The sequence below is a fragment of the Micromonospora chersina genome (assembly GCF_900091475.1).
Lineage (GTDB): Bacteria > Actinomycetota > Actinomycetes > Mycobacteriales > Micromonosporaceae > Micromonospora > Micromonospora chersina.
Map to the genome: position 1 here is coordinate 4,664,306 of NZ_FMIB01000002.1, position 26,595 is coordinate 4,690,900.

A 26,595-nucleotide genomic window follows, 5' to 3' on the forward strand; every position below is an offset into this window, starting at 1 on the left:
CCCCGCGCTGGCCCGGTTGCCCAAAGACGGCCTCGCGCTGGCCTGGTCGCCTGCCGGCGCCCGCTACTTGTCGATGTCGCCGACCACGAAGAACATCGAGCCCAGGATGGCGATCAGGTCCGGCACGAGGCAGCCGGGGAGCAGGGTCGCCAGCGCCTGCACGTTCGCGTACGAGGCGGTGCGCAGCTTGAGCCGCCACGGGGTCTTCTCACCCCGCGACACCAGGTAGTAGCCGTTGATGCCGAGCGGGTTCTCGGTCCAGGCGTAGGTGTGCCCCTCGGGTGCCTTGACCACCTTGGGCAGCCGGGTGTTCACCGGCCCGCTGAGCCGGTCCACCCGGTCCAGGCACTGCTCGGCGAGGTCGAGCGAGGCGTACACCTGGTCGAGCAGCACCTCGAAACGGGCGTGGCAGTCCCCGGCGGTCCTGGTGACCACCGGAACGTCGAGCTGGTCGTACGCCAGGTAGGGCTCGTCCCGGCGCAGGTCCAGGTCCAGTCCTGAGGCCCGGGCGACCGGCCCGGAGGCGCCGAACGCGGCGGCGTCGGCGGCCGACAGCACGCCGACCCCGACGGTGCGGGCCAGGAAGATGTCGTTGCGCCGGATCAGGTTGTCCAGGTCGGGCATCCGGCGGCGGACCTCGCCGATCGCCGCACGGGCCCGCCCGGTCCAGCCGGCCGGCACCTCCTCCTTGAGCCCGCCCACCCGGTTGAACATGTAGTGGATCCGGCCGCCGGAGACCTCCTCCATGACGGCCTGGATGGTCTCGCGCTCCCGGAACGCGTAGAACATCGGCGTGATGGCGCCGATCTCCAGCGGGTAGGAGCCGAGGAACATGAGGTGGTTGAGCACCCGGTTCAGCTCGGCGAGCGCCATCCGCAGCCAGACCGCGCGCTCCGGCACCTCCATGCCCATGAGCCGTTCCACGGCGAGGACCACGCCCAGCTCGTTGGAGAAGGCGGAGAGCCAGTCGTGCCGGTTGGCCAGCACGATGATCTGCCGGTAGTCGCGGACCTCGAACAGCTTCTCCGCGCCCCGGTGCATGTAGCCGACGATCGGCTCGGCGGAGACCACCCGCTCGCCGTCGAGCACCAGCTTGAGCCGGAGCACACCGTGCGTCGACGGGTGCTGCGGGCCGATGTTGAGCACCATGTCGGTGCCGAGCTGCTCCCCGCCGGCGCCGGTGCCAACGGTCAGTTCGCGGAGGTCGCCGGCGTCGGTGGTCATGTCCGTCATCGTGCCATGAGCGGATCGAGGGTGACGCCGACCGGTTGCAGCAGCCACCAGTGCCCGCCGAGGCCCGCCGGGTCGGTCAGCTCGGCCACCGCCGACGCGGCGGCCAGGGCCCGCAGGTAGCCGGCCGGGTCCCGGGAGGCCAGGCTCAGCGGCGGTCGCCCGCCGTCGGCCCCGAGCGCCCGCAGCCCCTCCCGCTGCGACACCAGGGTGTACGCACACCGCGCGACCCGCTCACCGGCAGAGGCGACCGAGTCCATGGCCACGTGCGCCGTCACGTCACACGACCCGTCCGGCACCGGCGGAACCTGGCGCCCACCCCGATACCCGGTCAACGTCCCGCCAACGGGCCGCCCGGACCGCAGGTGCCCGTAGTCCACCCCCAGGGCAAGCCCCCGGTCGAGGCGCCCCACGGCCCCCGCCCAAGCCTCATCCCGGCTCCTCCCGATCTCGGCCCGCCCCGCCACCCCGTTGATCAAGAGGTTTCCGTCGGAATCGGCCTCGGAATCAGACGCAGACCTCTTGATCAACGCGTCGGGGGCGGGGGCGGGGGAGGGGGAGGGCCACCACTGGTTCAGCCAGGTGGTGTCCTCGGGGGTGACCGGGTCGCCCGTCGACTCCTCGCCCGTCGTTGGGTTCACCAGCAGGTAGCGCCAGCCCTCGGGGGTGTGGACGGCCAGGTCCAGCGGGACGTTGTCCAGCCACTCGGTGGTCACCAGCAGGCCCGTGATGCCCTGCGGGATCTCGTCCACCCACTCGATCTCCGGCGGCAGGTCGTCCGGCCGGGGAGCCTTCTCGACCGCGACGAGACGTACCCGCTGGGCCAGCGGCACCGGCGCGGCGGGCGACGACCCGACGGAGGTCGACCCCACGGCGAGCGACAACGACCGCAACAGCTCCCCCCGACCGGCACCCACATCCACGACGTCGAACCGAGCGGGATGCCCGAGGGCGGCGTCAAGAGAAGACAGCAGTCGGAGCAGGCACGAGGCGAAGGCCGGAGAGGCGTGGACGCTCGTGCGGAAGTGGGCGGCCGGACCCGGGCCGGAGACGAAGAAGCCGTCCGGTCCGTAGAGGGCCGTCGCCATGGCCTCGCGCCAGCGGAGCGGACGTTCAGGGGGCGTCACCGTGCCGACCCTACGTCGGCGGAACCATGACGTGGGCCGGCGTACCGGAAGGGGTCGTTCGGCGCCGCCGGAGTGGCCCCTTCGCGCCGTCGGTGAAGGTTTTCACACATGCTTGTTTAGGCTCCGTGGCCCCGGCGCATACTTGCGATCGACCGGTACCCCCTTCGAGGACTGGATCGATTGCCATGAGCGCACCGCTGCGTTCGCGTCCCGCCGCCCCGCACCGGGCCGCCGACGCCCCGCTCGTCTTCCCCCGCACCCTCACGGTCGGCGTGATCGGCGCCGGCCGGGTCGGCACCGTGCTCGGCGCCGCCCTCGCGGCCGCCGGCCACCGGGTGGTCGCCGCCGCCGGCGCCTCCGGCGCGGCCAGGGCCCGGATGGCGCTGCTGCTGCCGCAGACCCCCACCCGCTCCGCCGCCGCCGTGGCGCGCGCCGCCACCGACCTGCTGGTCGTGGCGGTCCCCGACGACGCCCTCGCCGGCGTGGTCGCGGGGCTGGTCGAGGCCGGCGCGCTGCGGCCCGGCCAGGTGATCGCGCACACCTCGGGCGCGCACGGGCTGGCCGTCCTCGCCCCGGCCGCCGCCTCCGGCGCCCGGCCGCTCGCGCTGCACCCGGCCATGACCTTCACCGGCACGCCGGACGACCTGACCCGCCTCGCCGGCATCTCCTACGGGGTGACCGCCCCGGCCGAGCTGCGCGCCTTCGCCGCCCGGCTGGTGGCCGACCTGGGCGGCGTGCCGGAGTGGGTGGCGGAGGGCGACCGGCCGCTCTACCACGCGGCGCTGGCGCACGGCGCGAACCACCTGGTGACCCTGGTCAACGAGGCGGCCGACCGGCTGCGTGACGCCGGGGTGGACCGGCCGGAGAAGGTGCTCGCCCCGCTGCTCCGGGCGGCCCTGGAGAACGCGCTGCGGCTCGGCGACGACGCGCTCACCGGCCCGGTGTCGCGGGGCGACGCGGGCACCGTACGCCGGCACCTGGAGCGCCTGGCGGCGACCGCGCCGGAATCCGTGCCCCCCTACCTGGCGTTGGCACGACGGACGGCGGACCGCGCGATCGCGGCAGGACGGCTGCGGCCGGCGGACGCGGCGCCGCTGCTGGACGTGCTGGACGGGATGGAGGTAGCGGCCTGATGACGGAGCTGGTGCACACCCGCAAGGAGCTGGCGGCGGCCCGGGACGCGCTGACCGGCACGGTCGGCGTGGTGATGACCATGGGCGCGCTGCACTCGGGGCACGAGACCCTGCTGCGGGCGGCCCGGGAGCGGGCGGACCACGTCCTCGTGACGATCTTCGTGAACCCGCTCCAGTTCGGCCCGAACGAGGACTTCGACCGCTACCCGCGCACGCTGGACGCCGACCTGGAGATCTGCCGGCGGGCCGGCGCGGACGTGGTGTTCGCCCCCGCCGTGACCGACATGTACCCGGAGGGCCAGCCGACGGTGCGGCTGAACCCGGGCCCGCTGGGCGAGGACCTGGAGGGGCTGAGCCGGCCCGGCTTCTTCCACGGCGTGCTCACCGTGGTCATGAAGCTGCTCCAGCTCACCCGCCCCGACCTGGCCTTCTTCGGCGAGAAGGACTACCAGCAGCTCACCCTGGTCCGGCGGATGGTCCGCGACCTGGACGTGCCGACGGAGATCGTCGGGGTGCCGACCGTACGCGAACCGGACGGCCTGGCCCTGTCCAGCCGTAACCGCTACCTGTCGGCCGATGAGCGGGCGGCCGCGCTGAGCCTGTCCGCCGCGCTGCGGGCCGGCGCCGAGGCCGCCGAGCGGGGCGCGGACGCCGGCGCGGTGCTGGCCGCCGCCCACCGGGGCTTCGACTCGGGCACGCCGGGCGCCCGCCTCGACTACCTGGTGCTCACCGACGCCGACCTGGAGCCCGGCCCGGTCTCCGGCGCGGCGCGGCTGCTGATCGCCGCCTGGGTCGGGGCCACCCGCCTCATCGACAACGCGGCGATCCACCTCGCCCCGCGTTCCTGACCCCACCACATCCCTTCGGAAAGGCACTCCGATGCTCCGGACCATGCTCAAGTCGAAGATCCACCGGGCCACGGTGATCCAGGCCGACCTGCACTACGTCGGCTCGGTGACCGTGGACGAGGATCTGCTCGACGCCGCCGACCTCATCCCCGGCGAGCAGGTCGCGATCGTGGACATCACCAACGGCGCCCGGCTGGAGACGTACGTGATCCCGGGGCGGAGGGGCAGCGGCGTCATCGGCATCAACGGCGCCGCGGCGCACCTCGTGCACCCCGGTGACCTGGTCATCCTCATCTCGTACGGTCAGATGGACGACGCCGAGGCGCGCGCGTACCAGCCGCGGGTGGTGCACGTCGACGCCGACAACAAGGTCGTCGACCTGACCGCGGACCCGACGACGGCCGCCCCCGGCACCGCCGGCGACCCCGTCCCCAACCCAATGGCCGCCGCCCTCAACTGACCCACCGCCTCCTCCCCGCGATCTTGCAGTTGGCGCCCATCAACTGCACCCTTTGACCCACTTGCCGGGGCCACAACTGCAAGATCAGCGGGGGTGGACGGGCGGGGCGGCGTGCGCGGTCTGTTACCGGAAGGTCATTTTCGGCTACCCTGGGCGGACCGTCGGGTTGACGGTCTCGCCTGGGGGAGGCCGCGATGCGCCGTGCGCTGAGGGTTACGGTCGCCGCCCTGCTCACGGGGGCGCTCCTGGCCGGGTGTGCCTCGTCGGGTGGGCTGGACGGGGATCTCACCGACGACTGGGGCGCACTGCCGCCGGCCGGCCCGTTCACCCCGGCGGCCGGGGTGTGCCAGGTCGCCGACTTCACCCCCACCGTGGGCCTGTCCGGCTACGACCCCGTCGGCTGTGACCTGCCGCACCGGGTGGAGACCGTGCACGTGGGGGCGTTCACCGGCGAGCGGCCGACCCCGCCGGCGCTCGGCTCGGCCGAGCTGCGCACCGCCTTCGCGGAGTGCGACACCCGGGCCGGCGGCTACGTCGGTGACAACTGGCGGGCCGGCCGGCTGCGGCTGGCCGTGGCGCTGCCCACCGGGCCCGGCTGGGCGGCCGGTTCCCGCTGGTACCGCTGCGACCTGACCGAACTGACCACGGTCGAGGCGGCGGCGACAGTGGTGACCCGGACGGGCAGCCTCCGCGACGCGCTCAGGGGGCCGTCCCCGCTGCGGCTGGGCTGCCAGCGCACCGGCCGGGACGCCCGCCGGGTGCAGACCCTCACCCCGGTCGACTGCCGTGCCGCGCACGACGCCGAGTTCGTCGGGGTGTGGGCGGCGCCGGACCGCCCGTACCCGAAGAAGGCCGCCGACTGGGCGCCCCTCTACACCGGCTGCAACACGGTCCTCGCCAAGTACGCCGGCGTGCCCGACGACCCGACGCTGCGGTTCCGCACCGGCGTGGTGGTCCGCCCGCCCGGCGCCGGCCGGTGGGTGGTCGGTGACCGAGGGGTGCGCTGCTACCTCTGGCTCAGCGACCGCACGGTGACCGCCTCGCTGAAGGGGGCCGGCCCGGCCGGCCTGCCGGTCCGGACGAGGTAGCCGAAACCACTCGTCCCGCCCCCGCCGCCCGGGATGAGAGGGCTTCGGGTTGACTGTGCTCATGGACCTTCCGACCGTCGACCTGCCGGCCCTGCCGAGGCTGCTCGCCGCGCCCGCACCCGGCTGGGTGGAGACCACCGACGTGATCGTCGTCGGGTCCGGGGTCGCCGGGCTGACCGCCGCGCTGCACCTGCGCGAGGCGGGGCTGCACGTCACAGTGGTCACCAAGGTCAACATCGATGAGGGCTCGACCCGTTGGGCGCAGGGCGGCATCGCCGCCGTGCTCGACCCGGCGGACACGCCGGCCGCGCACGCGTACGACACCGAGGTGGCCGGCGTCGGCCTCTGCGACCCGGCGGCCGTGCGGGTGCTGGTGGAGGAGGGCCCGACACGGCTGCGCGAGCTGATGCGGATCGGGGCGGAGTTCGACCGCAACCCGGACGGGTCGCTGATGCTCACCCGGGAGGGCGGCCACCGGGCCGACCGGATCGTGCACGCCGGCGGCGACGCCACCGGGGCCGAGGTGCAGCGGGCGCTGCACGCCGCGGTCCGCCGCGACCCGTGGATCCGGCTGGTCGAGCACGCCCTGGTGCTGGACCTGCTGCGCGCCCCCGGCGACGGGCCGGACGGGCTCGGTCCGGCCTGCGGGATCACCCTGCACGTGCTCGGTGAGGGCAGCGAGGACGGCGTCGGGGCCATCCTGGGCCGGGCCGTGGTGCTGGCCACCGGCGGGATGGGGCAGATCTTCGCGGCCACCACCAACCCGGCGGTCTCCACGGGCGACGGGGTGGCGCTCGCGCTGCGCGCCGGCGCGGCGGTCACCGACGTGGAGTTCGTGCAGTTCCACCCGACCGCGCTGATCGTGCCGGCCGGTGAGCCGGGCGCCGGCCTCGCCCAGCAGCCGCTGGTCTCCGAGGCGCTGCGCGGCGAGGGCGCCCACCTGGTCGACGGCGACGGCAAGCGGTTCATGGTGGGCCAGCACGAGCTGGCCGAGCTGGCGCCCCGGGACGTGGTGGCCAAGGGCATCCACCGGGTGCTGCTGGCCACCGGCGCGGACCACGTCTGGCTGGACGCCCGCCACCTGGGCGGCGACTTCCTGGCCCGGCGCTTCCCCACCATCGTGGCGTCCTGCCTGGCCATCGGCGTGGACCCGGCCGCCGACCTGATCCCGGTCGCCCCGGCCGCCCACTACGCCTCCGGCGGCGTCCGGACCGACCTGCGCGGCCGCACCTCCATCCCCGGCCTGTACGCCTGCGGCGAGGTCGCCTGCACCGGCGTGCACGGCGCCAACCGGCTGGCCAGCAACTCGCTGCTGGAGGGGCTGGTCTTCTCCCGCCGGATCGCCGAGGACATCGCCGCCGGGCTGCCCGAGCAGGCGAAGCCGGCGGAGACCGGCGCCTGGGTGGGCGGCCAGGGCTGGCTGGTGCCGGCGGGCGCCTCGCCCACCCTCCAGCGGGCCATGACCCGGGGCGCGGGAGTGCTCCGGTCGGCGCCGACCCTCGCCGACACCGCCGCCACCCTCACCGAGCTGGGCCAGGCCCGGGGCGTGCCGCGCACCGCCGACTGGGAGGCGACGAACCTGATCACGGTGGCGTCGACGCTGGTGGCCGCCGCGTACGCCCGCCGGGAGACCCGGGGCTGCCACTGGCGGGAGGACTTCCCGACGGCCAACGAGCGGTGGCGGGGCCACCTCGTGGCCAGCGTCGGGGTGGAGGGCTTTGTGAACGAGCGCTGGGAGGAACAGCAGTGAGGGAGTCGACGGAGCGGGCGCTGCGAGCCGGGGGTCTGGACCCGGAGCGGGTCCGGCGGGTGGTGGTCGACGCGCTCACCGAGGACCTGGGCGCGGACTTCCTCGACGTCACGAGCGTGGCCACCATCCCGGACTGGCAGAACGACACCGCCGACCTGGTCGCCCGCGCCGACGGGGTGGTGGCCGGGCTGCCGGTGGCCGCGGCCGTGTTCGAGCTGGTCGGCGAGGTGACCGGGGCGGACCGTACCGTCGAGGTGTCGCTGGTGGCCCACGACGGGCAGCGGGTGGCGCGCGGCGACGTGCTGGCCACGGTGACCGGCCCGACCCGGCTGCTGCTCACCGCCGAGCGGACGGCGCTCAACCTGCTCTCCCGGATGTCCGGGGTGGCGACCCACACCCGGGCCTGGGCCGACGCGCTGGCCGGCACCAAGGCGATGGTGCTCGACACCCGCAAGACCACCCCCGGCCTGCGGGCGCTGGAGAAGTACGCGGTCCGCGCCGGCGGCGGCACCAACAAGCGGATGGGCCTGCACGACGTCGCCATGATCAAGGACAACCACAAGGTCGCCGCGGGCGGGATCGGGGCGGCCTTCCGCCGGGTCCGGGAGGCGTTCCCGGACGTCCCGGTGCAGGTGGAGGTGGACACCCTGGCCGAGGCGGTGGAGGCGGTCGAGGCCGGCGCCGACTTCCTGCTGCTGGACAACATGACCCCGGCGCAGCTGCGCGAGGTGGTCGCCGCGGTTGGCGACCGGGCGGAGCTGGAGGCGACCGGTGGGCTCACCCTGCCGGTGGCCGCCGAGTACGGGGCGACCGGCGTCGACTTCCTCTCCGTCGGCGCCCTGACCCACTCCTCGCCGATCCTGGACATCGCCCTGGATCTGCGCGAGGAATGACGGTCTAGGCTGCCGCTGTGCTGCTCTGCATCGACATCGGGAACACCAACACCGTGCTGGCGACCTTCGACGGCGACAAGCTGGTGCACAACTGGCGGATCAAGACCGACGCCCGGTCCACGGCGGACGAGCTGGGTCTGATGTTCCGGGGACTGCTCGCCGGTGACGCCGTGGAGATCACCGGGGTGGCCGCCTGCTCGACCGTGCCGGCCGCGCTGCGCTCGCTGCGCACCATGCTGGCCCGCTACTACGCCGACCTGCCCAGCGTGATCGTCGAGCCCGGGGTACGCACCGGCGTGCAGCTCGCCATCGACAACCCGAAGGAGGTGGGCGCGGACCGGGTGGTGAACACGCTGGCCGCGTACACCCTCTACGGCGGGCCGTGCATCGTGGTGGACTTCGGCACCACCACCAACTTCGACGTGATCAGCGGTCGGGGCGAGTTCCTCGGCGGCGCGTTCGCGCCGGGCATCGAGATCTCCTTCGACGCGCTCGCCGCCCGCGCCGCCCAGCTGCGCAAGGTGGAGGCCACCCGGCCGCGCTCGGTGATCGGGAAGAACACCGTCGAGTGCCTCCAGGCCGGCCTCTACTTCGGCTTCGCCGGCCAGGTGGACCGGATCGTCGAGCGGATGACCGAGGAGCTGGGCGAGGTGAAGGCCGTGATCGCCACGGGCGGCCTGGCCTCGCTGGTGCTCAGCGAGTGCCGCACCATCACCCACCACGAGCCGATGATCACCCTGATCGGCCTGCGGATGGTCTACGAGCGCAACACCTGAGCCTCACCGCCGCCGGGAGCGCAGCACCAGGGTGCGGTAGGGCAGCTCGACAGTGGCCCGGTCGGCCAGGTCCGGGTGGGTGGCGAAGAGTTCGCGCAGCTCGCGGTCGATCCGCTCCTGCTCGGCCGGCGTGGCGGTCAGCCAGTAGGAGCGGGTGTGCAGCATGCCGACCACCTCGTCCGGCGTCAGCGTGGTGGTGTGGGCGAACCCGCCCAGCTCGACCGGTGTGAAGGCGGGCCCGAAGTCGGCGTACTTCTCGGTCACGTCGCCGGCGTTGTCGCCGAGGTGGGCGATCCGGGTCAGCTCCGCCACCCAGGCCACCCGCTCGTCCCGGACGTTCCAGATCGGCGCGAACGTGCCGCCCGGCCGCAGCACGCGGGCGATCTCGGCGTGCGCGGGCTGCCTGTCGAACCAGTGGTAGGCCTGCCCGACCAGCACGGCGTCGGCCGACCCGTCCGGCAGCGGCACCGCCTCGGCGCTGCCGGCCAGCGCCGTCGTGCCCGGGGTGGCGGCCGCCAGTTGCGCCCGCATCCCCGGATCCGGCTCCACGGGTACGACCTGGTGCCCGAGCGCGAGCACCCCGCGGGTGAGGATGCCGGTGCCCGCGCCGAGGTCCACGACCCGGGCCGGGGCGGCCTGCCCGTCCAGCGCCCAGCGCAGCGCCTCCTCCGGATAGCGGGGGCGGAACCGGTCGTAGTCGGCGGCGGCGGCGCCGAAGGAGAGCGCCTGAGTGGGGTCGGTCATGGCGGGCAGGTTATCCCGTAACGACCCGGCGGGCCCTTGAGTACGCTCGGGGCCTGACCCCGCCCGAATTCTCCCTCTGAGGAAGCGTGCCGTGACCGAGCAGAACGCCCTGCCAGTAGACCCCGCCGACGACCTTCCGGAGCAGATGAAGGTCCGCCGGGAGAAGCGGGACCGGATGCTCGCCGAGGGCGTCGAGCCGTACCCGGTCGGTTTCCCGCGGACCACCACCCTGGCGCAGATCCGCGAGCGGTACGCCGACCTGCCCACCGACACGGCCACCGGCGACCGGGTCTCGGTCACCGGCCGGGTGATCTTCGTGCGCAACACCGGCAAGCTCTGCTTCGCCACCCTGCGGGACGGCGACGGCACCGAACTCCAGGCGATGCTCTCCCTGGACCGGGTCGGCGCCGAGCGGCTGGACGACTGGAAGCGCCTGGTCGACCTGGGCGACCACGTCGGCGTGACCGGTGAGGTGATCACCAGCCGGCGCGGCGAGCTGTCGGTGCTGGCCGAGGAGTGGGCCGTCACGGCCAAGGCGCTGCGCCCGCTGCCGGTGGCGCACAAGCCGCTGAGCGAGGAGGCCCGGGTCCGCCAGCGCTACGTGGACCTGGTGGTCCGCCCGCAGGCCCGGCAGATGGTCCGCACCCGGGCCGCCGCGGTGCGCAGCCTCCGGGACACCCTGCACGCGCAGGACTTCATCGAGGTCGAGACCCCGATGCTCCAGTTGCTGCACGGCGGCGCGGCGGCCCGCCCATTCGTGACCCACAGCAATGCGTTGAACACCGATCTGTATCTGCGAATCGCGCCGGAACTGTTTCTCAAGCGTGCGGTCGTCGGCGGCGTCGACCGGGTCTTCGAGATCAACCGCAACTTCCGTAATGAGGGCATCGACTCCTCGCACTCGCCCGAGTTCGCGATGCTCGAGACCTACCAGGCGTACGGCGACTACAACACCATGGCCGAGCTGACCCGAAATCTCGTGCAGCAGGCCGCTCTCGCGGTCGCCGGCTCGACGGTGGTCACGCACGCCGACGGCCGCGAGTTCGATCTGGGCGGCGAGTGGCGCTCGGTGTCGCTGTTCGGTGTTCTTTCCGAAGCGCTCGGTGAGGAGGTCACCGTCCGCACCGAAAGGACCCGCCTCGTCGAGTACGCCGACAAGGTCGGTCTCTCCGTCGACCCGAAGTGGGGCCCGGGCAAGCTCGCCGAGGAGCTGTTCGAGGAGTTGGTGGTCCCGTCCCTCCAGGCGCCCACCTTCGTTCGCGACTACCCGGAGGAGACCAGCCCGCTGACCCGGGCGCACCGCAGCGAGCCGGGCCTGGCCGAGAAGTGGGACCTCTACGTGCTCGGCTTCGAGCTGGGCACCGCGTACTCCGAGCTGGTCGACCCGGTGGTGCAGCGGGAGCGGCTGGTGGCCCAGGCGCAGCTCGCGGCCCGGGGCGACGACGAGGCCATGCGACTCGACGAGGACTTTCTCCGGGCGATGGAGTACGGAATGCCGCCGGCCGGTGGTATGGGAATGGGAATCGACCGGCTCTTGATGGCGCTGACCGGCCTGGGAATTCGGGAAACCATCCTGTTCCCGTTGGTCCGGCCCGAGTAGCGCAGAAGCTTCTCCGGGTCGTTACCGCATCCTATTGACGGAGCAAGCAGCGGGCGGGTTATTGTGCTCCTGTATTACCGGGGGCACAACCCTGCTCGAAAGGAATGTAGGACGTGGCCAAGCAGATCATTCACAAGCTGGTCGATGACCTGGACGGCGGGGACGCTGACGAGACCGTCAAGTTCGCGCTCGACGGTGTGCAGTACGAGATCGACCTCTCCGCTTCCAACGCTGAAAAATTGCGTGACGTATTCGCGCAGTACATCGCGCACGGCACGAAGGTCGGTCGCGGCGGCGTGGTCGTGGGTGGCCGGGCGGCGCGGGGTCGTGGCGGCGCGACCGCCGACCGCGAGCAGAACAAGGCCATCCGGGCCTGGGCCAAGAAGAGCGGCAAGGACATCTCCGACCGGGGGCGCATCCCGCAGGAGATCGTGGACGAGTACCACGCGAAGGCGGGGCACTGACCCGACGACCCCCGCAGCGGGCGACACGACGCCGGACCGGAGTGCCACTCCGGGCCGGCGTCGCCGTTTCGGCCCGGCTGCGCCGTCTGTCCGGTCCGCGCCGGCCGCGCCGCTGGCCCCTCGGGGCCCGGGAAGAAACCGGCCGCCGCGGGAGTTGTCCACAGGCGGTGGAGATGCTGTCCACAGGTTGTGGAAGACCGCGGCCGGGCGCCGACGCCCCCGCACGAGCCCCTCGACCGGGCTTTTCCACCGGCGGTCGAATTTCGCTCTGCGCGTACAGGCTGGGGTACCGGAACACCTCCTGAGCGCGGACGGTTGTCAGAAACGACGCGTGAACGGCCATTCGCGGGGACACACGACCTCAGCGGAGTCGGTCCGCGGCGATAGAGTAAGGAGGCACGGACGCCCGTCCCGGACGTCCGCGCACCGGCCCCGCCGAGATCTGACCATCAAGGCGCACGGCACGTGAGGAGCACGAGGGCATGTTCGAGCGGTTCACCGACCGAGCGCGACGGGTTGTCGTCCTGGCCCAGGAAGAGGCCCGGATGCTCAACCACAACTACATCGGTACGGAGCACATCCTGCTGGGCCTGATCCACGAGGGTGAGGGTGTCGCGGCAAAGGCCCTGGAGAGCCTCGGCATCTCCCTCGAGGGCGTCCGTCAGCAGGTCGAGGAGATCATCGGCCAGGGCCAGCAGGCGCCGAGCGGGCACATCCCGTTCACGCCGCGGGCCAAGAAGGTGCTGGAGCTGTCGCTGCGTGAGGCGCTGCAGCTCGGCCACAACTACATCGGCACGGAGCACATCCTGCTCGGCCTGATCCGTGAGGGCGAGGGCGTCGCCGCCCAGGTGCTGGTCAAGCTCGGCGCCGACCTCAACCGGGTCCGCCAGCAGGTGATCCAGCTGCTCTCCGGCTACCAGGGCAAGGAGCCGGCCGCGGCGGGCGCCGCGCCGGGCGAGGCCGCGCCGTCGACCAGCCTCGTGCTGGACCAGTTCGGCCGGAACCTGACCCAGGCCGCCCGCGAGGGCAAGCTCGACCCGGTCATCGGGCGCGAGAAGGAGATCGAGCGGGTCATGCAGGTGCTGTCCCGCCGCACCAAGAACAACCCGGTCCTGATCGGTGAGCCCGGCGTCGGCAAGACCGCCGTGGTGGAGGGGCTGTCCCAGAAGATCATCAAGGGCGAGGTGCCCGAGACGCTGAAGGACAAGCAGCTCTACACCCTCGACCTCGGTGCCCTGGTCGCCGGTTCCCGCTACCGCGGTGACTTCGAGGAGCGCCTCAAGAAGGTGCTCAAGGAGATCCGCACCCGCGGCGACATCATCCTGTTCATCGACGAGATCCACACCCTCGTGGGTGCGGGTGCCGCCGAGGGCGCGATCGACGCCGCCAGCATCCTCAAGCCGATGCTGGCCCGTGGCGAGCTGCAGACCATCGGCGCCACCACCCTCGACGAGTACCGCAAGCACCTGGAGAAGGACGCCGCTCTCGAGCGCCGCTTCCAGCCGATCCAGGTGGGTGAGCCGTCGCTGGCCCACACCATCGAGATCCTCAAGGGCCTGCGGGACCGCTACGAGGCGCACCACCGGGTGAGCATCACCGACGCGGCTCTCGTCGCGGCGGCCACCCTGGCCGACCGCTACATCTCCGACCGCTTCCTGCCGGACAAGGCGATCGACCTGATCGACGAGGCCGGCGCCCGGATGCGCATCCGCCGGATGACCGCGCCGCCAGACCTGCGTGACTTCGACGAGCGGATCGCCCAGGTCCGCCGCGACAAGGAGTCCGCGATCGACGCGCAGGACTTCGAGCGGGCCGCGCAGCTCCGTGACAAGGAGAAGCAGCTCCTCGGGCAGAAGGCCCAGCGGGAGAAGGAGTGGAAGGCCGGTGACCTGGACGTCGTCAGCGAGGTCGACGACGAGCAGATCGCCGAGGTGCTCGGCAACTGGACCGGCATCCCGGTCTACAAGCTGACCGAGGAGGAGACCTCGCGCCTGCTGCGCATGGAGGACGAGCTGCACAAGCGCGTCATCGGCCAGGAGGACGCGGTCAAGGCGGTCTCGAAGGCGATCCGGCGCACCCGGGCCGGCCTGAAGGACCCGAAGCGCCCGTCCGGCTCGTTCATCTTCGCCGGCCCGTCCGGCGTCGGTAAGACCGAGCTGTCCAAGGCGCTCGCCGAGTTCCTGTTCGGCAGCGAGGACGCCCTCATCCAGCTGGACATGTCCGAGTTCCACGACCGGTACACGGTGTCCCGGCTGGTGGGTGCCCCTCCCGGCTACGTCGGCTACGACGAGGGCGGGCAGCTGACCGAGAAGGTGCGTCGCCGGCCGTTCTCGGTGGTCCTCTTCGACGAGATCGAGAAGGCCCACCCGGACGTGTTCAACACGCTCCTCCAGATCCTGGAGGACGGGCGCCTCACCGACGGCCAGGGTCGGATCGTGGACTTCAAGAACACGGTCATCATCCTGACCACCAACCTCGGCACGCGGGACGTCGCCAAGGCGGTGTCGCTGGGCTTCCAGGCCTCTGAGGACTCCGAGTCGAACTACGACCGGATGAAGCAGAAGGTCAACGACGAGCTCAAGCAGCACTTCCGGCCCGAGTTCCTGAACCGGATCGACGACACCATCGTCTTCCACCAGCTGCGCGAGAACGAGATCCTCTCGATCGTGGACATCATGATCGCCCGGATCGAGACGCAGCTGAAGAACAAGGACATGGGCCTGGAGCTGACCGACAACGCCAAGAAGTACCTGGCGAAGAAGGGCTTCGACCCGGTGCTGGGCGCGCGGCCGCTGCGTCGCACGATCCAGCGCGACATCGAGGACAACCTGTCCGAGCGGATCCTCTTCAACGAGCTGACCCCGGGTCAGATCGTGGTGGTGGACTGCGAGGGCGACCCCGACAACATCGACAAGTCCAAGCTCGTCTTCCGGGGCGCCGACCGGCCGGTGGCCGTGCCGGACGCGGTTCCGGCGGACCTCGGCGGCACCGCCGCCACGGGCGCGGACGACGCCGCGTGAGTTCGGGCAACTGATCGAGGGCGACGGCCCCGGCAGGCGAGAGCCGCCGGGGCCGTCGCCTTTTCCGTGCCCGGAGGTCGGGTGGATCAGGGGCGGGGGAGCGGGACCGGCGGGCCGTCACCGACCAGCCGGAAGGACTCCTCGCCGACGGGCTCGACCAGGCCGTCGGTGACCAGCCCGGCGAGGGCCCGGGCCCGCTGCACGTCGTCGTGCCAGACCTGGTCCAGCCGCTGGTGCGGCACCGGCCCGGGAGCGTCGCGCAGCACGGCGAGGAGCAGGCCACGCACCTGTCGGTCGGTGCCGGCGTAGCGCTGGGGGCGGCGGGTCGGCCCGGCCGGGGCCACCTGGCCGGAGGCCCGCCAGGCGCAGACCGACTCGACCGGGCACACCGCGCAGCGCGGGGCGCGGGCAGTGCAGACCACCGCCCCGAGTTCCATGAACGCCGCGCTGGCCAGCGCCGCCGCGGCCGGCTCGACGGGCAGCAGTTCCTCGGTGGCGACCAGGTCGGCGGGGCGGGTGGCCGGGCCGGCGTCGGGCTCGCCGGCGATCGCGCGGCACACCACCCGCCGCACGTTGGTGTCCACCACCGGGTGCCGCTGCCCGTACGCGAAGGCCGCGACCGCCCGGGCCGTGTACGTGCCGACCCCGGGCAGCGCCAGCAGGTGGTCGAGCCGGTCCGGCACCTCACCGCCGTGCCGTTCCACGATGGCGACCGCGCAGTCGCGCAGGCGTACCGCACGGCGGGGATAGCCGAGGCGACCCCACATCCGGATCGCCTCGGCCGGGCTGTCCCCGGCCAGCGCGGCAGGGGTCGGCCAGCGGGTCAGCCACGCCTCCCAGGCGGGCAGCACCCGCACCACCGGCGTCTGCTGGAGCATGACCTCGCTGACCAGGATCGCCCAGGCGCCGACGCCGGGCTCGCGCCAGGGCAGGTCGCGGGCGTTGCGCTCGTACCAGCGGCTGACCAGGGTGGCGAAGGTGGGCTCAGTCATGGCGCCGCCGATGATGTCACGGGCCGCTTTCCCGCAGGTTGGGCGGGGCGGGCGGCCCGTCGCGGCGGACCGGCGGTGACCGGGCAGAATGTCCGGATGAACGAGCTCGCGATCACCGTCATCGGCCGGGACCGGCCGGGCATCGTGGCCGACGTCGCCGAGGTCCTCGCGCGGCTGGGCGCGAACCTCACCGACTCCACGATGACCCGGTTGCGGGGACACTTCGCGATGACCCTGATCTGCGTCGGCCCGGCCGCCGCCGACGTCGAGGCCGCGCTGGCCCCGCTCGCCGCCGAGGGTCAGCTCCTGGCCACCGTACGCGCGGTCACCCCCGACGGGCAGGCCGCGCCCGCCGGCGAGCCGTACGTGATGGCCGTACACGGCGCTGACCGGATGGGCATCGTGGCGGCCATGACCCGGGTGCTGACCGACGCGGGCGGCAACGTGACCGACCTGAGCACCCGGCTGACCGGTTCCCTCTACGTGGTGGTCGCCGAGGTCGACCTGCCGCCTGGCAGCGCCGACGAGGTGGCCGGCCGGCTCGCCCGTACCGCCGCCGAGCTGGGCGTCGGGGTCAGCCTCCGCCCCGCGGACACGGACCTGCTGTGACGGCGGAGGAGTACGCCGGCCTGGGCGGCTGGACCCCGGAGAAGCTCGGCCTCGCCGGCGAGGTACGCGCGGTGGTGGCCGCGCCCGATCCGGTGCTCAGCCGGCCCGGGCCGGAGGTCGACCCGACCTCGGCCGAGGTGGTGCGGCTCGCCGCCGACCTGGTCGCCACCATGCGGGTGTCGCCGGGCTGCGTGGGCCTGGCCGCGCCGCAGGTCGGGGTGAGCGCCCAGGTGTTCGCCGTGGACGTGACCGGGCACCCGAAGGCGGTCACCGTGCACGGCACCTTCGTGCTCTGCAACGCCACAGTGGTGGAGGCGAGCCGCTGGAAGGCCGGGCGGGAGGGCTGCATGTCGGTGCCCGACCTGACCGGCGACGTGAAGCGCGCCAGCCGCCTGGTGGTGGAGGGCGTGCTGCCGGGCACCGGCGACCCGGTGCGGCTGGTCACCGACGGGTTCGAGGCGCGGGCGCTCCAGCACGAGATCGACCACTGCGCCGGCCTGCTCTTCCTCGACCGGGTGGCCGGGGCGCACGCCGTCTACCAGCGCAAGGTCTACCTCTGAGCCGCCGTGATCCGCATCCACTGTGGAGTGCCGGCGGGGCCGGGCGAAGGGTCACCGGCGCGTCGCGCCAGCGGGTCGGGCGTCGCGCCGCTACGGTGAACGCATCATGCGTCTGACGGTCGGCCCTCTGTCTCCCACCGTGTACTGGCGGCGTCGAGCCGTCGTACTCGGCGCCGTGCTGCTCTTCGTGATCGTTGTGCTCTATTCCTGCTCCGGGAACGACCAGAACACCGGTGGGTCCGGCGGCGGCGTGTCACCGAGCAAAACGGCCGCTCCGGGATCGACCGGCTCGCTGCTGACCCCGCAGTCCACCAGCCCGTCGCCCAGCGCGGGCGACTCGGGCGGCGGCAGCGGGACGGGTGACGGCAGCGGGACGACCAACGGCGGCGGCACTGGGACGACCAACGGCGGCGGCACCGGCACGAACGACGGTGGCGCGCCGGCCGCCCCGGTGGCCGACGTCGGCACCTGCGCCGACTCGGAGATCCGGGTGACCCCGGTGGCGGTGCCGGCCACCGCCCAGCGGGGCACGGTCGTCACCCTGCGCCTCAAAATCAAGAACATCTCTGACCGCACGTGCAGCCGGGACGTGGGCGCCGACCTCCAGGAGCTCTACGTCAAGGCCGGCGCCGAGAAGATCTGGTCCTCGGACACCTGCGGCACCGGCAAGGGCTCGGACGTGCAGTCGTTCACGCCGAACTTCGAGCGCTCCTACGAGCTGGGCTGGAACGGCCGCGACGTGAGCAAGTGCGCCAACGGCCTGGCCGCCGGCCCGTACGCCCCGATCGGCACCTACCAGGTCTTCGCGCGGGTGGGCACCAAGCTCAGCGAGCCGGTGAAGCTGACCATCACCGGCTGACGCCGGTCAGACGTAGCGCTCCAGGATGGACGCCTCGGCGAGGCGGGACAGCCCCTCGCGTACGCCCCGGGCGCGGGCGTCGCCCACCCCCTCGACCGCCTGGAGGTCCTCCACTGTCGCGCCGAGCAGCCGCTGGAGGCTGCCGAAGTGCACCACCAGCCGGTCGACCACGGCTGCGGGGAGCCGGGGCACCTTGGCCAGCAGGCGGAAGCCGCGCGGGCTCACCGCGGCGTCGAGCGCGTCGGAGGCCGACGGGTAGCCGATCGCCTTGGCCACCGCGACCAGGTCGATCAGCTCGGTGGCGCTGAGCAGGTCGAGCTCGACAAGGGCCTCGTCGAGGGTGCGCGACTTCCGGCCGACCGGCAGGTAGTCCCGGATGACCAGGGTGCGGTCGGCGTCCACGCCGGCCATGAGCTCGTCGAGCTGGAGGGCGAGGAGCCGGCCGTCGGTGCCCAGCTCGACCACGTAGCCGGCGATCTCGTCGGCGATGCGGCGGACCATCTCCAGCCGCTGCACCACGGCCACCGCGTCGCGGACGGTGACCAGGTCCTCGATCTCCAGGGCGGAGAGCGTGCCGGAGACCTCGTCCAGCCGGAGCTTGTAGCGCTCGAGGGTGGCCAGCGCCTGGTTGGCCCGGGAGAGGATCGCCGCCGAGTCGTCCAGCACGTGCCGCTGGCCGTTGACGTAGAGGCTGATGATCCGCATGGACTGGCTGACCGAGATCACCGGGTAGCCGGTCTGCCGGGCCACCCGCTCGGCGGTGCGGTGGCGGGTGCCGGACTCCTCGGTGGGGATCGACGGGTCGGGCATGAGGTGCACGGCGGCCCGGACGATGCGGGTGCCGTCGCTGGAGAGCACCACGGCCCCGTCCATCTTGCACAGCTCGCGGACCCGGGTCGCGGAGAACTCGACGTCGAGCGGGAAGCCGCCGGTGCAGATCTGCTCGACGACCTTGTCGTAGCCGAGCACGATCAGCGCGCCGGTGCGGCCGCGGAGGATCCGCTCCAGGCCGTCGCGGAGCGCGGTGCCCGGTGCCATGAGGGCGAGGTTGGCCCGCAGCGGGTCGCCGCCGGCCCCGCCGACGTTTCCGGTGACGCTCACGCTGATGGCACGGGCGGGGGAGCCCACGGCGCCGGTGCGGGCGTGCGGCGTCGCCGCGGCGGGCTTGGTGGCATCGCGGTCGATCGGCACGGGCACAGTCTACGGACTGCCCTGCGGTGGGTGCTCTCGTGGTTACTGTGATGTGTCACGATGTCCGGCTCCCCCGGTCGCCGACGCGCTGCGCCGGGTGTCCGGAATCGCCCGGCCGGTCCCCCCGCACGCCTACGGACCGTCACTCGGCCGACGCGCGGGCGGCAGCCTGGAGGGCCGCCCGGACGTCGGTGACCTCCGTCACCCGCATGTTCTCCGGGGCCACCACCCCGCTGCTGCCGGGCCCGCAGCCGGGCGGCACCAGGGCGAACCGGAAGCCGAGGCGGGCCGCCTCGGCGAGCCGGCGGGGAACCGCCCCGACCCGGCGGACCTCGCCGGTGAGCCCGACCTCGCCGATGGCCACCAATTGCGGGTTGAGGGCCAGGTTGAGCCCGCCCGAGGCGACCGCCAGCGCCACCGCCAGGTCGGCCGCCGGCTCGACCACCCGGATGCCGCCCACCGTGGCGGCGAAGACCTCGCGGTCGTGCAGGGTGAGCCGCTCGGTGCGGCGCTGGAGCACCGCGAGCACCATGGCCAGCCGGGCGCCGTCCAGCCCGGAGACCGTGCGCCGGGGGGAGCCGGCGACCGTGGCGCCGATCAGCGCCTGCACCTCGGTGACCAGGGCACGCCGCCCCTCCATGGCCACCGTCACGCAGGTGCCCGGCACCGGCTCGGAGTAACGGGTCAGGAACAGGCCGGACGGGTCGGCCAGGCTGCTGATGCCGCCCTCGTGCATCTCGAAGCAGCCCACCTCGTCGGCCGCGCCGAACCGGTTCTTCACCCCGCGGACCATGCGCAGGGAGGAGTGCTTGTCGCCCTCGAAGTGCAGCACCACGTCGACCAGGTGCTCCAGCACCCGGGGGCCGGCGACCTGCCCGTCCTTGGTGACGTGCCCGACCAGCACGGTGGCGATGCCGCGTTCCTTGGCGACCGCGACCAGGGCCGCGGTGACCGCCCGGACCTGGGTCACCCCGCCCGGCACGCCCTCGGTGCCGGTCGTGGAGATGGTCTGCACCGAGTCGAGCACCAGCAGACCCGGCTTGACCGCGTCGAGGTGCCCGAGCACCGCCGACAGGTCGCTCTCGGCGGCCAGGTAGAGCTGATCGTGCAGGGTGCCCATGCGCTCGGCGCGCAGCCGCACCTGGCTGACCGACTCCTCGCCGCTGACCACCAGCGACGGGCTGCCCGAGTTGGCCGCCCACTGCTGGGCGACGTCGAGCAGCAGTGTGGACTTGCCGACCCCGGGCTCGCCGGCGAGCAACACCACCGCGCCGGGGACCAGGCCGCCGCCGAGCACCCGGTCGAGCTCGCTGACCCCGGTGGCGCGGGCCCGGGCGGGCGCGGCGCTGATGGTGGCGATCGGGCGGGCCGGCTCGGCGGGCATCCGGGAGCTGACCACCCGGCCGGACACCAGCGGGCCGGTCACCGTGCACTCGACCACCGAGCCCCACTCGCCGCACTCCGGGCAGCGCCCGACCCACTTGGGGGGCTGGTGGCCGCAGGCGTCGCACTCGTAGGCCGGGCGCGGCTCCTTGGCGGTGGTGCGGGCGCGGCCGGCGGTGGCGCGGGGGGAGGTCGATCGGGGCGTGCTCACCCCAGGACGCTAACCGGACGGTACGACGAAAGCCCACCCGGAAACGGCGACACCGCCGGGCGTGGCGCTGGCCACACCGGCGGTGCCGTCGGAGCTGGGTCGGGCGTCAGCTGTGGTTGCCGCCCTCGGTGCCGCCCTCGATCAGGCCGCCCGGGTGGCCGGCGCCGCCCTCCTCCTCACGGGGCTGCACCACCGGCGAGGGCGGTGCGGCCGGGGTCAGCGGGACGCCGACCGCCGCGCCGGTCTTGATGACCTTGCCGCCGCCGAAGTCGAAGGTCAGGTTGACCGGCTGGCCGACGCGCAGGCTCTGGTTCAGGCCGACGAGCTGGAGGAACCGCGGGCTGCTGCCGGTGAGCTGGATGTAGCTGTTGGCCGGGATCTCGATCCGGGCCGGCTGACCGGCCGGCGCCGACTCGCTGGCCGACGGCGACGGGTTCGCCGAGGCGGACCCGCTGGCCGAGGCGGAGCCGCTCGCCGACGGGGACTCGCCGGTGCCGAGCGACTGGCTGGGCGAGGCGCTCGGGTCGGTCGCCGTGGGCGACGCGGACGCCGGCTCGGTCGGCGAGCCGGTCGGGGTGGCCGCCTCGCTGCCCGCCCCGGCGCCGCTCAGCACGATCTCCCGGGCGCCGTCGGTGGTGACGGTCACGGTCACCGGCTGCTCGCTGTCGTTGTAGATGACCGCGTTCAGCCGCGCGTTGGCGCCGGACTTGTAACCCTCGGGGCCGGGGAACTCCACGTAGAGGCCGCGCACCTTGTAGAGGTTGTCGGGGGTCTGGACGTTGACGCCCTGCACCGACGGGATCTTGTTGGCGGTCTCGGCCACCTGGCCGGCGCCACACCCGGACAGCAGCAGGCTCGTCGCCGCCGCCGTGCCGGCCAGCAGCAGGGCCGCCCGCCCGGAACCCCTGATCGAGCGCGTCACGTCGGTCCTCCTCGTCACGATCCCCACCCGGCGGGACGCCGGACACGGGGTGGCCATACCCGCGCAGACCGCGCTCCAGGGTAGTTGGAGCTGATCGAGGCCCGCACGCCGACCCGGTAATGCCACCTTCGTGGGGAACCGTCAGACCACCCGGCCGCTCGCCACCAGCAGGACCACATCGATGAGCGCCACCACCAGCACCGCGCGGAAGGCGGCGACCTGCCGGACGCCGGCCCCGGCCGCGGTGCGTCCGGCGTACCAACCGACGGCCGGCACGCCGACGGCGGCGGCGACCGCCGACAGCCCGGCCCACGACGGCGGCCCGGGCGGCCCCAGAACCAGCGCGACGGTGGCCGCGAGGAGCAGCCCGGCGGCGGCCGTCCGGCTGCCCGTGGGTCCCAGCCGGTGGGGCAGCCCGCGCACCCCGGTCCGGGCGTCGTCGGCCAGGTCGGGCAGCACGTTGGCGAAGTGCGCCCCGGCGCCCAGCAGCGCGGCGGCCGCGACCAGCCAGACCGGGGGCGCGGGCGCGCCCGGCAGGGCCAGCACCACGAAGGCGGGCAGCGCGCCGAACGAGACCGCGTACGGCAGCACCGAGACCGGTGTCGACTTCAGCGGCCAGTTGTAGAGCAGTGCCGAGACCAGGCCGAGCGTGGCGCAGAGCGCCGCCGCCGGTCCGGTGGCCAGCGCCAGCAGCGGGGTGGCGACGGCGGCCGGCACGGTGGCGCGGGCCAGGGCCCGCCGGGAGACCGCGCCGGTGGTCACCGGCTTGTCGGTACGCCCCACCGTGGCGTCCCGGTCGGCGTCGATCAGGTCGTTGCTCCAGCCCACGGTGAGCTGGCTGGCCAGCACCGTGAGCGCGACGACGGTGATGCCGGCAGGGTCGTGCCCGACGCCCCGGGCGAGCAGCGCGGCCACCACGGTCACCGCGGCGGCCGGTTCCGGATGGCTCGCCCTGACCAGCCCTAACACCGACATCGACATAAGGGAAGTCTGGTCGTTACCGGGGAGTCGTGCCACGCTCGGTCCATGCGGAACGCGGCCCCGGTGTCCACCCCGCCCCGGGTGCTGCCGCCCAACGATCCCCGCCAGTACGACGACCTGGCCGGCGAGTGGTGGCGACCGGACGGCGCGTTCGCGATGCTGCACTGGCTGGCCCGGGCCCGCGCGGCCCTGGTGCCGCCGGCGTCCGAAAGGGACGCCCTGCTGGTCGACCTCGGCTGCGGCGCCGGGCTGCTCGCCCCGCACCTGACCGGCAAGGGCTACCGGCACGTCGGGGTGGACCTGACCCGCTCCGCCCTCGACCAGGCCGCCGCGCACGGCGTGACGGTGGTCCAGGGCGACGCCACCGCGGTCCCGCTCGCGGACGGCTGCGCCGCCGTCGTCTCCGCCGGTGAGCTGCTGGAGCACGTGCCGGACTGGCGGCGCGCGGTGGCCGAGGCGTGCCGGCTGCTGCGGCCGGGCGGGCTGCTGGTGCTGGACACCCTCAACGACACCCTCCTGGCCCGGCTGGTCGCGGTGGAGCTCGGCGAGCGGCTGCCCACCGTGCCGCGCGGCATCCACGATCCACGGTTGTTCGTGGACGCCCGCGCGCTGGTGGCGGAATGCGCCCGCCACGGCGTGGCGCTGCGGCTGCGCGGGGTCCGACCCGAGCTGGGCGGGACACTGGCCTGGCTGCTGCGCCGGTGGCGCGGTGCCGACCGTCCGGTTCGGAGGGAGCCGCGCATCGTGCCGACCTGGTCGACCGCCGTGCTCTACCAGGGCCACGGGCTCCGGAGCGGGTAGCGGGGGCCGCCCGGGGTAAAGGGGACGCCGAGAAGGGGGCTACATGACTGTGCACGCGCTGGAGGCGGCCCGCAGGTTGGCACCGCGACTGGCCGCCCGCGCGGCCGACCACGACCGGGACGGCTCGTTCCCGGTCGACGACTTCGCCGACCTCCGGGAGGCCGGCCTGTTCGGGCTCCTGGTGCCGCGCGAGCTGGGCGGCATGGGCGCCACCTTCGCCGGGTACGCGGCGGTCGCCACCGAACTGGCCCGGGGCAACGGCGCGACGGCGCTGGTGTTCAACATGCACGCCTCGGTCACCGGCGCGCTGGGTGCGGTCACCGAGGAGCTGGCCGAGGCGCTCGGCGTACCGGACGAGGCGCTTGCCGCCCGGGACCGCCTGCTCCGCGCGGCGGCCGAGGGCGCCTGGTACGCGGTGGCCATGAGCGAGCGCGGCGCCGGTGCCCGGCTGTCCCAGCTCAGCACGGTCTACGAGGCGGTCGAGGGCGGCTGGCACCTCAAGGGCAGCAAGACCTTCTGCTCCGGCGCCGGCCACCCGGACGGCTACCTGGTGGCCGCCCGCAGCGCCACCGACCAGTCGGTGGTCTCCCAGTTCCTGGTCCCCGCCGGGGAGGGGATCACTGTCGAGCCCACCTGGGACTCGCTGGGCATGCGTGCCACGTCCTCGCACGACCTGCACCTGGACGTGACAGTCCCCGCCGACCGGTTGCTCGGCGGGGTGGAGGGCCTGGCCCTGGTGGTCGCCCAGCTCATGCCGCACTGGCTGGTGGCCAGCTACGCGGCGGTCTACGTCGGGGTGGCCCGGGCCGCCATCGACGCCGCCGCCGAGCACCTGAACGCGCGCAACCTGGCCGGCCTGCCGGCGGTGCGGGCCCGGCTGGGCCGGGCGGACGCGGCCGTGGCGGCGGCCGAACTGGTGGTCGCCGAGGCGGCCCGCCGGGTCGACGAGGCGCCCGGCGACGCCGAGACCAACCGCTGGGTGTGGCGGGCCAAGCTGCTGGCCGGCACCACGGCCGCCGAGGTGGCGGCGTCCATGCTGGAGGCCGCCGGCACGTCGGCCACCCGGCGGGGGCATCCGTTGGAGCGGCTCTACCGGGACGCCCGGTGCGGCTCGCTCCACCCGGCCACGTCCGACGTCTGCGCCGACTGGCTCGGCATCGCCGCGCTCGGCGGCGACCCGGACCGTGACGGCTCGACGCCTCGTTGGTGAAGCGTCAGGTTGGGGACGAGAGGTGGGGGACGTGGGGGACATGGGCGTGCCGGTGATCGCGGGTCTGGGTACGGCGCAACCGCCGTCCGCCGCGCAGGACGAGCTGTGGGAGGGATTCTTCGCGAAGCACTTCTCCGGGACCACCCGGGCGCTGGCGGAGCGGATCTTCGCCAACTCCGGGGTGTCCCGGCGCCAGGCGGCGGTGAACCCGCTGCTGGAGGACGTCTCGGAGTGGCCCACCGAGCGCCGGATGCGGCGCTACCAGGTCGAGGCGCTGCCGCTGGGCAAGGAGGCGGTCGGCCGGGCGCTCACCGCCGCCGGCCTGGACGCCTGTGACATCGGCCTCTTCGTGGTCTGCTCCTGCACCGGGTACGCCACCCCGGGGCTGGACATCCTGCTCGCCCGGGACCTGGGCATGGCGCCGGACACGCAGCGCATGTTCGTCGGGCACATGGGCTGCTACGCGGCCCTGCCGGGGCTGGGCGCGGCGAGCGACTTCGTCACCGCCCGGGGCCGCCCCGCGCTGCTGCTCTGCGCGGAGCTGACCAGCCTGCACATCCAGCCGCCGGGTGCGCGGGTGGACACCCAGCAGATCGTCTCGCACGCGCTCTTCTCCGACGCCGCGGTCGCCGCCGTGGTCGTCCCCGGCGGCCGGGGGTACGCGCTGCGCGAGGTCACCTCGGTCACCGACACCTCCACGGCCGACCACATGACCTGGGACGTCACCGACACCGGCTTCCGGATGGGGCTGTCCCCGAAGGTGCCGCAGGTGCTCTCGCGCCACGTGCGGGGGCTGGTCGACGACCTGCTGGCCCGGCACGGGTGGCAGCGTTCCGAGGTGGACGGCTGGGCGGTGCACCCGGGCGGCCCCCGCATCCTCAACGTGGTGGAGCGGGAACTGGCCCTGCCGCCGGATGCGCTCGCGGCGTCCCGGGCCACCCTGGACGAGCACGGCAACTGCTCGTCCCCGACGGTGCTGCTGATCCTGGACCGGCTGGGCCGGGCGGAGACGCCGCCGGGGCGGGTCGTGATGCTGGCGTTCGGCCCGGGCCTCACGCTCTACGCGGCCCTGCTGGAGCGCACCGGCTGACGGGACGGTGGCCGCCGCCGCGCGCCGATACGCTCTCCGCATGGCTCCCGACGAGCGGATGCGGAGTGCGCTCCTGGCCGGGCTGACCGTGACGGCGCTGGCGGCCGGCGCGGGCTGGTGGCGGGCGGCGGCGCCGGAGCTGGGCCGGTCCGCGCCCGCGCCCACCCCGTCGGCAGGCGCCTTCCTCGAACCCGGCGTCCGGCTCGGTCCGACCGGCTCCCCGGTCGGGTTGAGCGTGGTGGTGGACGTGCGGACCGGGCGGGTGCTGGAGCAGACGGAGGTGGATCCGGACGCGCCGGTGGTGATCCACGAGGAGCCAGGCAGGGCGACGTGGCGGAGCGAGGTCCTCTTCGAGGTGTGGCGGGAAAGGTCCCGTCTGATGCCGGACGGCGCTCCGGTGACCCGCCGGGCGAACGCCTCGGACGGCAACCGGTTCCTGCTGACGGTCGGCTGCTCCGGCGGGGGCGCGGTGGTGGTCGGGTTCACCGGTTCGTCCGACGACGGGACCGAGCAGGTGCTGAGCTGCGGCGACCCGAGCGCCACCTCGCTCGTGGTGGTGAGCTCGACGGGCGGGCCGCTGCTGGTGCGGTTGGCCGCGCTGCGGGAGCCTGTCGACCTCGACGCCCGGCTGGAGGCGCTGGGCTGATCGGCGG

Annotated in this window: 25 protein-coding genes; 17 read left to right on the plus strand and 8 right to left on the minus strand. The window is 73.8% G+C overall.

Annotated features, from left to right (window positions below; all coding sequences use genetic code 11):
- Window positions 1-63: 63 nt before the first annotated feature.
- Together GA0070603_RS21660 and GA0070603_RS21665 are read right to left on the minus strand one after the other, a co-directional pair.
- Window positions 64-1,233 (minus strand): NADH-quinone oxidoreductase subunit D, encoded by a 1,170-nt coding sequence (locus tag GA0070603_RS21660; RefSeq protein ID WP_208862926.1) that lies wholly within the window; start codon window positions 1,231-1,233, stop codon window positions 64-66.
- Window positions 1,230-2,318, minus strand: a complete 1,089-nt coding sequence (locus GA0070603_RS21665) for an SAM-dependent methyltransferase (RefSeq protein ID WP_091317072.1) — start codon at window positions 2,316-2,318, stop codon at window positions 1,230-1,232. Before GA0070603_RS21665 ends, GA0070603_RS21660 begins: the two co-directional genes overlap by 4 nt.
- Window positions 2,319-2,542: 224 nt before the next feature.
- On the opposite strand from GA0070603_RS21665, the gene GA0070603_RS21670 reads away from it, so the two are divergent.
- The 7 genes from GA0070603_RS21670 (at window position 2,543) to GA0070603_RS21700 (ending at window position 9,305) form a co-directional block, all read left to right on the plus strand.
- A complete protein-coding gene (locus GA0070603_RS21670; RefSeq protein ID WP_091317075.1) occupies window positions 2,543-3,490 on the plus strand; it encodes a Rossmann-like and DUF2520 domain-containing protein in 948 nt (315 codons plus the stop codon).
- Window positions 3,490-4,338, plus strand: a complete 849-nt coding sequence (gene panC / locus GA0070603_RS21675) for a pantoate--beta-alanine ligase (RefSeq protein ID WP_091317077.1) — start codon at window positions 3,490-3,492, stop codon at window positions 4,336-4,338. The genes GA0070603_RS21670 and panC overlap by 1 nt, the downstream gene beginning before the upstream one ends.
- A 31-nt stretch (window positions 4,339-4,369) precedes the next feature.
- Complete coding sequence (gene panD, locus GA0070603_RS21680) at window positions 4,370-4,798, plus strand: aspartate 1-decarboxylase (protein ID WP_091317078.1); 429 nt, start codon at window positions 4,370-4,372, stop codon at window positions 4,796-4,798.
- Window positions 4,799-4,992: 194 nt separating this feature from the next.
- Complete coding sequence (locus tag GA0070603_RS21685) at window positions 4,993-5,886, plus strand: septum formation family protein (RefSeq protein ID WP_091317080.1); 894 nt, start codon at window positions 4,993-4,995, stop codon at window positions 5,884-5,886.
- A 61-nt stretch (window positions 5,887-5,947) separates the two neighbouring features.
- On the plus strand, window positions 5,948-7,636 hold the full coding sequence (locus GA0070603_RS21690; protein ID WP_091317082.1) for an L-aspartate oxidase: 1,689 nt from the start codon (window positions 5,948-5,950) through the stop codon (window positions 7,634-7,636).
- Window positions 7,633-8,529, plus strand: coding sequence for a carboxylating nicotinate-nucleotide diphosphorylase (gene nadC, locus GA0070603_RS21695; protein WP_091317085.1), 897 nt, complete (start codon window positions 7,633-7,635; stop codon window positions 8,527-8,529). The genes GA0070603_RS21690 and nadC overlap by 4 nt, the downstream gene beginning before the upstream one ends.
- A gap of 17 nt (window positions 8,530-8,546) precedes the next feature.
- A complete protein-coding gene (locus GA0070603_RS21700; protein ID WP_091317088.1) occupies window positions 8,547-9,305 on the plus strand; it encodes a type III pantothenate kinase in 759 nt (252 codons plus the stop codon).
- A 3-nt stretch (window positions 9,306-9,308) separates the two neighbouring features.
- On the opposite strand, the gene GA0070603_RS21705 is transcribed toward GA0070603_RS21700, so the two are convergent.
- The gene (locus GA0070603_RS21705; protein ID WP_091317091.1) at window positions 9,309-10,049 is read right to left on the minus strand and encodes a class I SAM-dependent methyltransferase; all 741 of its coding nucleotides are present in this window, start codon (window positions 10,047-10,049) and stop codon (window positions 9,309-9,311) included.
- 91 nt (window positions 10,050-10,140) lie between these two features.
- Here GA0070603_RS21705 and lysS point away from each other — a divergent pair, with 91 nt between their 5' ends.
- From lysS to GA0070603_RS21720, 3 genes are all read left to right on the plus strand, one after another.
- Window positions 10,141-11,649, plus strand: a complete 1,509-nt coding sequence (gene lysS, locus GA0070603_RS21710) for a lysine--tRNA ligase (RefSeq protein ID WP_091317094.1) — start codon at window positions 10,141-10,143, stop codon at window positions 11,647-11,649.
- A 113-nt stretch (window positions 11,650-11,762) separates the two neighbouring features.
- Window positions 11,763-12,113: a histone-like nucleoid-structuring protein Lsr2 gene (locus GA0070603_RS21715; protein WP_091317097.1), complete on the plus strand. Its 351-nt coding sequence runs from the start codon at window positions 11,763-11,765 to the stop codon at window positions 12,111-12,113.
- Between the two features lie 482 nt (window positions 12,114-12,595).
- A complete protein-coding gene (locus GA0070603_RS21720) occupies window positions 12,596-15,133 on the plus strand; it encodes an ATP-dependent Clp protease ATP-binding subunit (RefSeq protein WP_091317099.1) in 2,538 nt (845 codons plus the stop codon).
- Window positions 15,134-15,219: 86 nt separating this feature from the next.
- Here the strand turns inward: GA0070603_RS21720 and GA0070603_RS21725 are convergent, their stop codons facing one another.
- Window positions 15,220-16,125, minus strand: coding sequence for an HhH-GPD family protein (locus GA0070603_RS21725; RefSeq protein ID WP_091317101.1), 906 nt, complete (start codon window positions 16,123-16,125; stop codon window positions 15,220-15,222).
- Between the two features lie 96 nt (window positions 16,126-16,221).
- Here GA0070603_RS21725 and GA0070603_RS21730 point away from each other — a divergent pair, with 96 nt between their 5' ends.
- From GA0070603_RS21730 to GA0070603_RS21740, 3 genes are all read left to right on the plus strand, one after another.
- Complete coding sequence (locus GA0070603_RS21730) at window positions 16,222-16,734, plus strand: glycine cleavage system transcriptional repressor (protein WP_091317104.1); 513 nt, start codon at window positions 16,222-16,224, stop codon at window positions 16,732-16,734.
- Window positions 16,731-17,294, plus strand: coding sequence for a peptide deformylase (locus GA0070603_RS21735; RefSeq protein WP_091317107.1), 564 nt, complete (start codon window positions 16,731-16,733; stop codon window positions 17,292-17,294). Before GA0070603_RS21730 ends, GA0070603_RS21735 begins: the two co-directional genes overlap by 4 nt.
- A 106-nt stretch (window positions 17,295-17,400) precedes the next feature.
- The gene (locus GA0070603_RS21740) at window positions 17,401-18,153 is read left to right on the plus strand and encodes a hypothetical protein (RefSeq protein ID WP_091317110.1); all 753 of its coding nucleotides are present in this window, start codon (window positions 17,401-17,403) and stop codon (window positions 18,151-18,153) included.
- A gap of 6 nt (window positions 18,154-18,159) precedes the next feature.
- On the opposite strand, the gene disA is transcribed toward GA0070603_RS21740, so the two are convergent.
- From disA to GA0070603_RS21760, 4 genes are all read right to left on the minus strand, one after another.
- A complete protein-coding gene (disA, locus tag GA0070603_RS21745; RefSeq protein ID WP_091322179.1) occupies window positions 18,160-19,344 on the minus strand; it encodes a DNA integrity scanning diadenylate cyclase DisA in 1,185 nt (394 codons plus the stop codon).
- 142 nt (window positions 19,345-19,486) lie between these two features.
- Window positions 19,487-20,938, minus strand: coding sequence for a DNA repair protein RadA (gene radA / locus GA0070603_RS21750; RefSeq protein ID WP_091317113.1), 1,452 nt, complete (start codon window positions 20,936-20,938; stop codon window positions 19,487-19,489).
- Between the two features lie 106 nt (window positions 20,939-21,044).
- Window positions 21,045-21,860 (minus strand): putative periplasmic lipoprotein, encoded by an 816-nt coding sequence (locus tag GA0070603_RS21755; RefSeq protein ID WP_091317116.1) that lies wholly within the window; start codon window positions 21,858-21,860, stop codon window positions 21,045-21,047.
- Window positions 21,861-22,001: 141 nt separating this feature from the next.
- On the minus strand, window positions 22,002-22,841 hold the full coding sequence (locus GA0070603_RS21760; protein ID WP_091317118.1) for a UbiA family prenyltransferase: 840 nt from the start codon (window positions 22,839-22,841) through the stop codon (window positions 22,002-22,004).
- A gap of 45 nt (window positions 22,842-22,886) precedes the next feature.
- On the opposite strand from GA0070603_RS21760, the gene GA0070603_RS21765 reads away from it, so the two are divergent.
- Genes GA0070603_RS21765 through GA0070603_RS21780 form a run of 4 tightly spaced genes read left to right on the plus strand, consistent with a single transcriptional unit; the run spans window position 22,887 to window position 26,588 of the window.
- Window positions 22,887-23,642 (plus strand): methyltransferase domain-containing protein, encoded by a 756-nt coding sequence (locus GA0070603_RS21765; RefSeq protein ID WP_091317178.1) that lies wholly within the window; start codon window positions 22,887-22,889, stop codon window positions 23,640-23,642.
- Between the two features lie 43 nt (window positions 23,643-23,685).
- Entirely contained in the window at window positions 23,686-24,852 is a 1,167-nt protein-coding gene (locus tag GA0070603_RS21770) for an acyl-CoA dehydrogenase family protein (RefSeq protein ID WP_091317181.1), read from the plus strand.
- 40 nt (window positions 24,853-24,892) lie between these two features.
- Window positions 24,893-25,942, plus strand: coding sequence for a type III polyketide synthase (locus GA0070603_RS21775; RefSeq protein ID WP_091317183.1), 1,050 nt, complete (start codon window positions 24,893-24,895; stop codon window positions 25,940-25,942).
- Between the two features lie 40 nt (window positions 25,943-25,982).
- Window positions 25,983-26,588 (plus strand): hypothetical protein, encoded by a 606-nt coding sequence (locus GA0070603_RS21780; RefSeq protein ID WP_091317186.1) that lies wholly within the window; start codon window positions 25,983-25,985, stop codon window positions 26,586-26,588.
- Window positions 26,589-26,595: the final 7 nt, after the last annotated feature.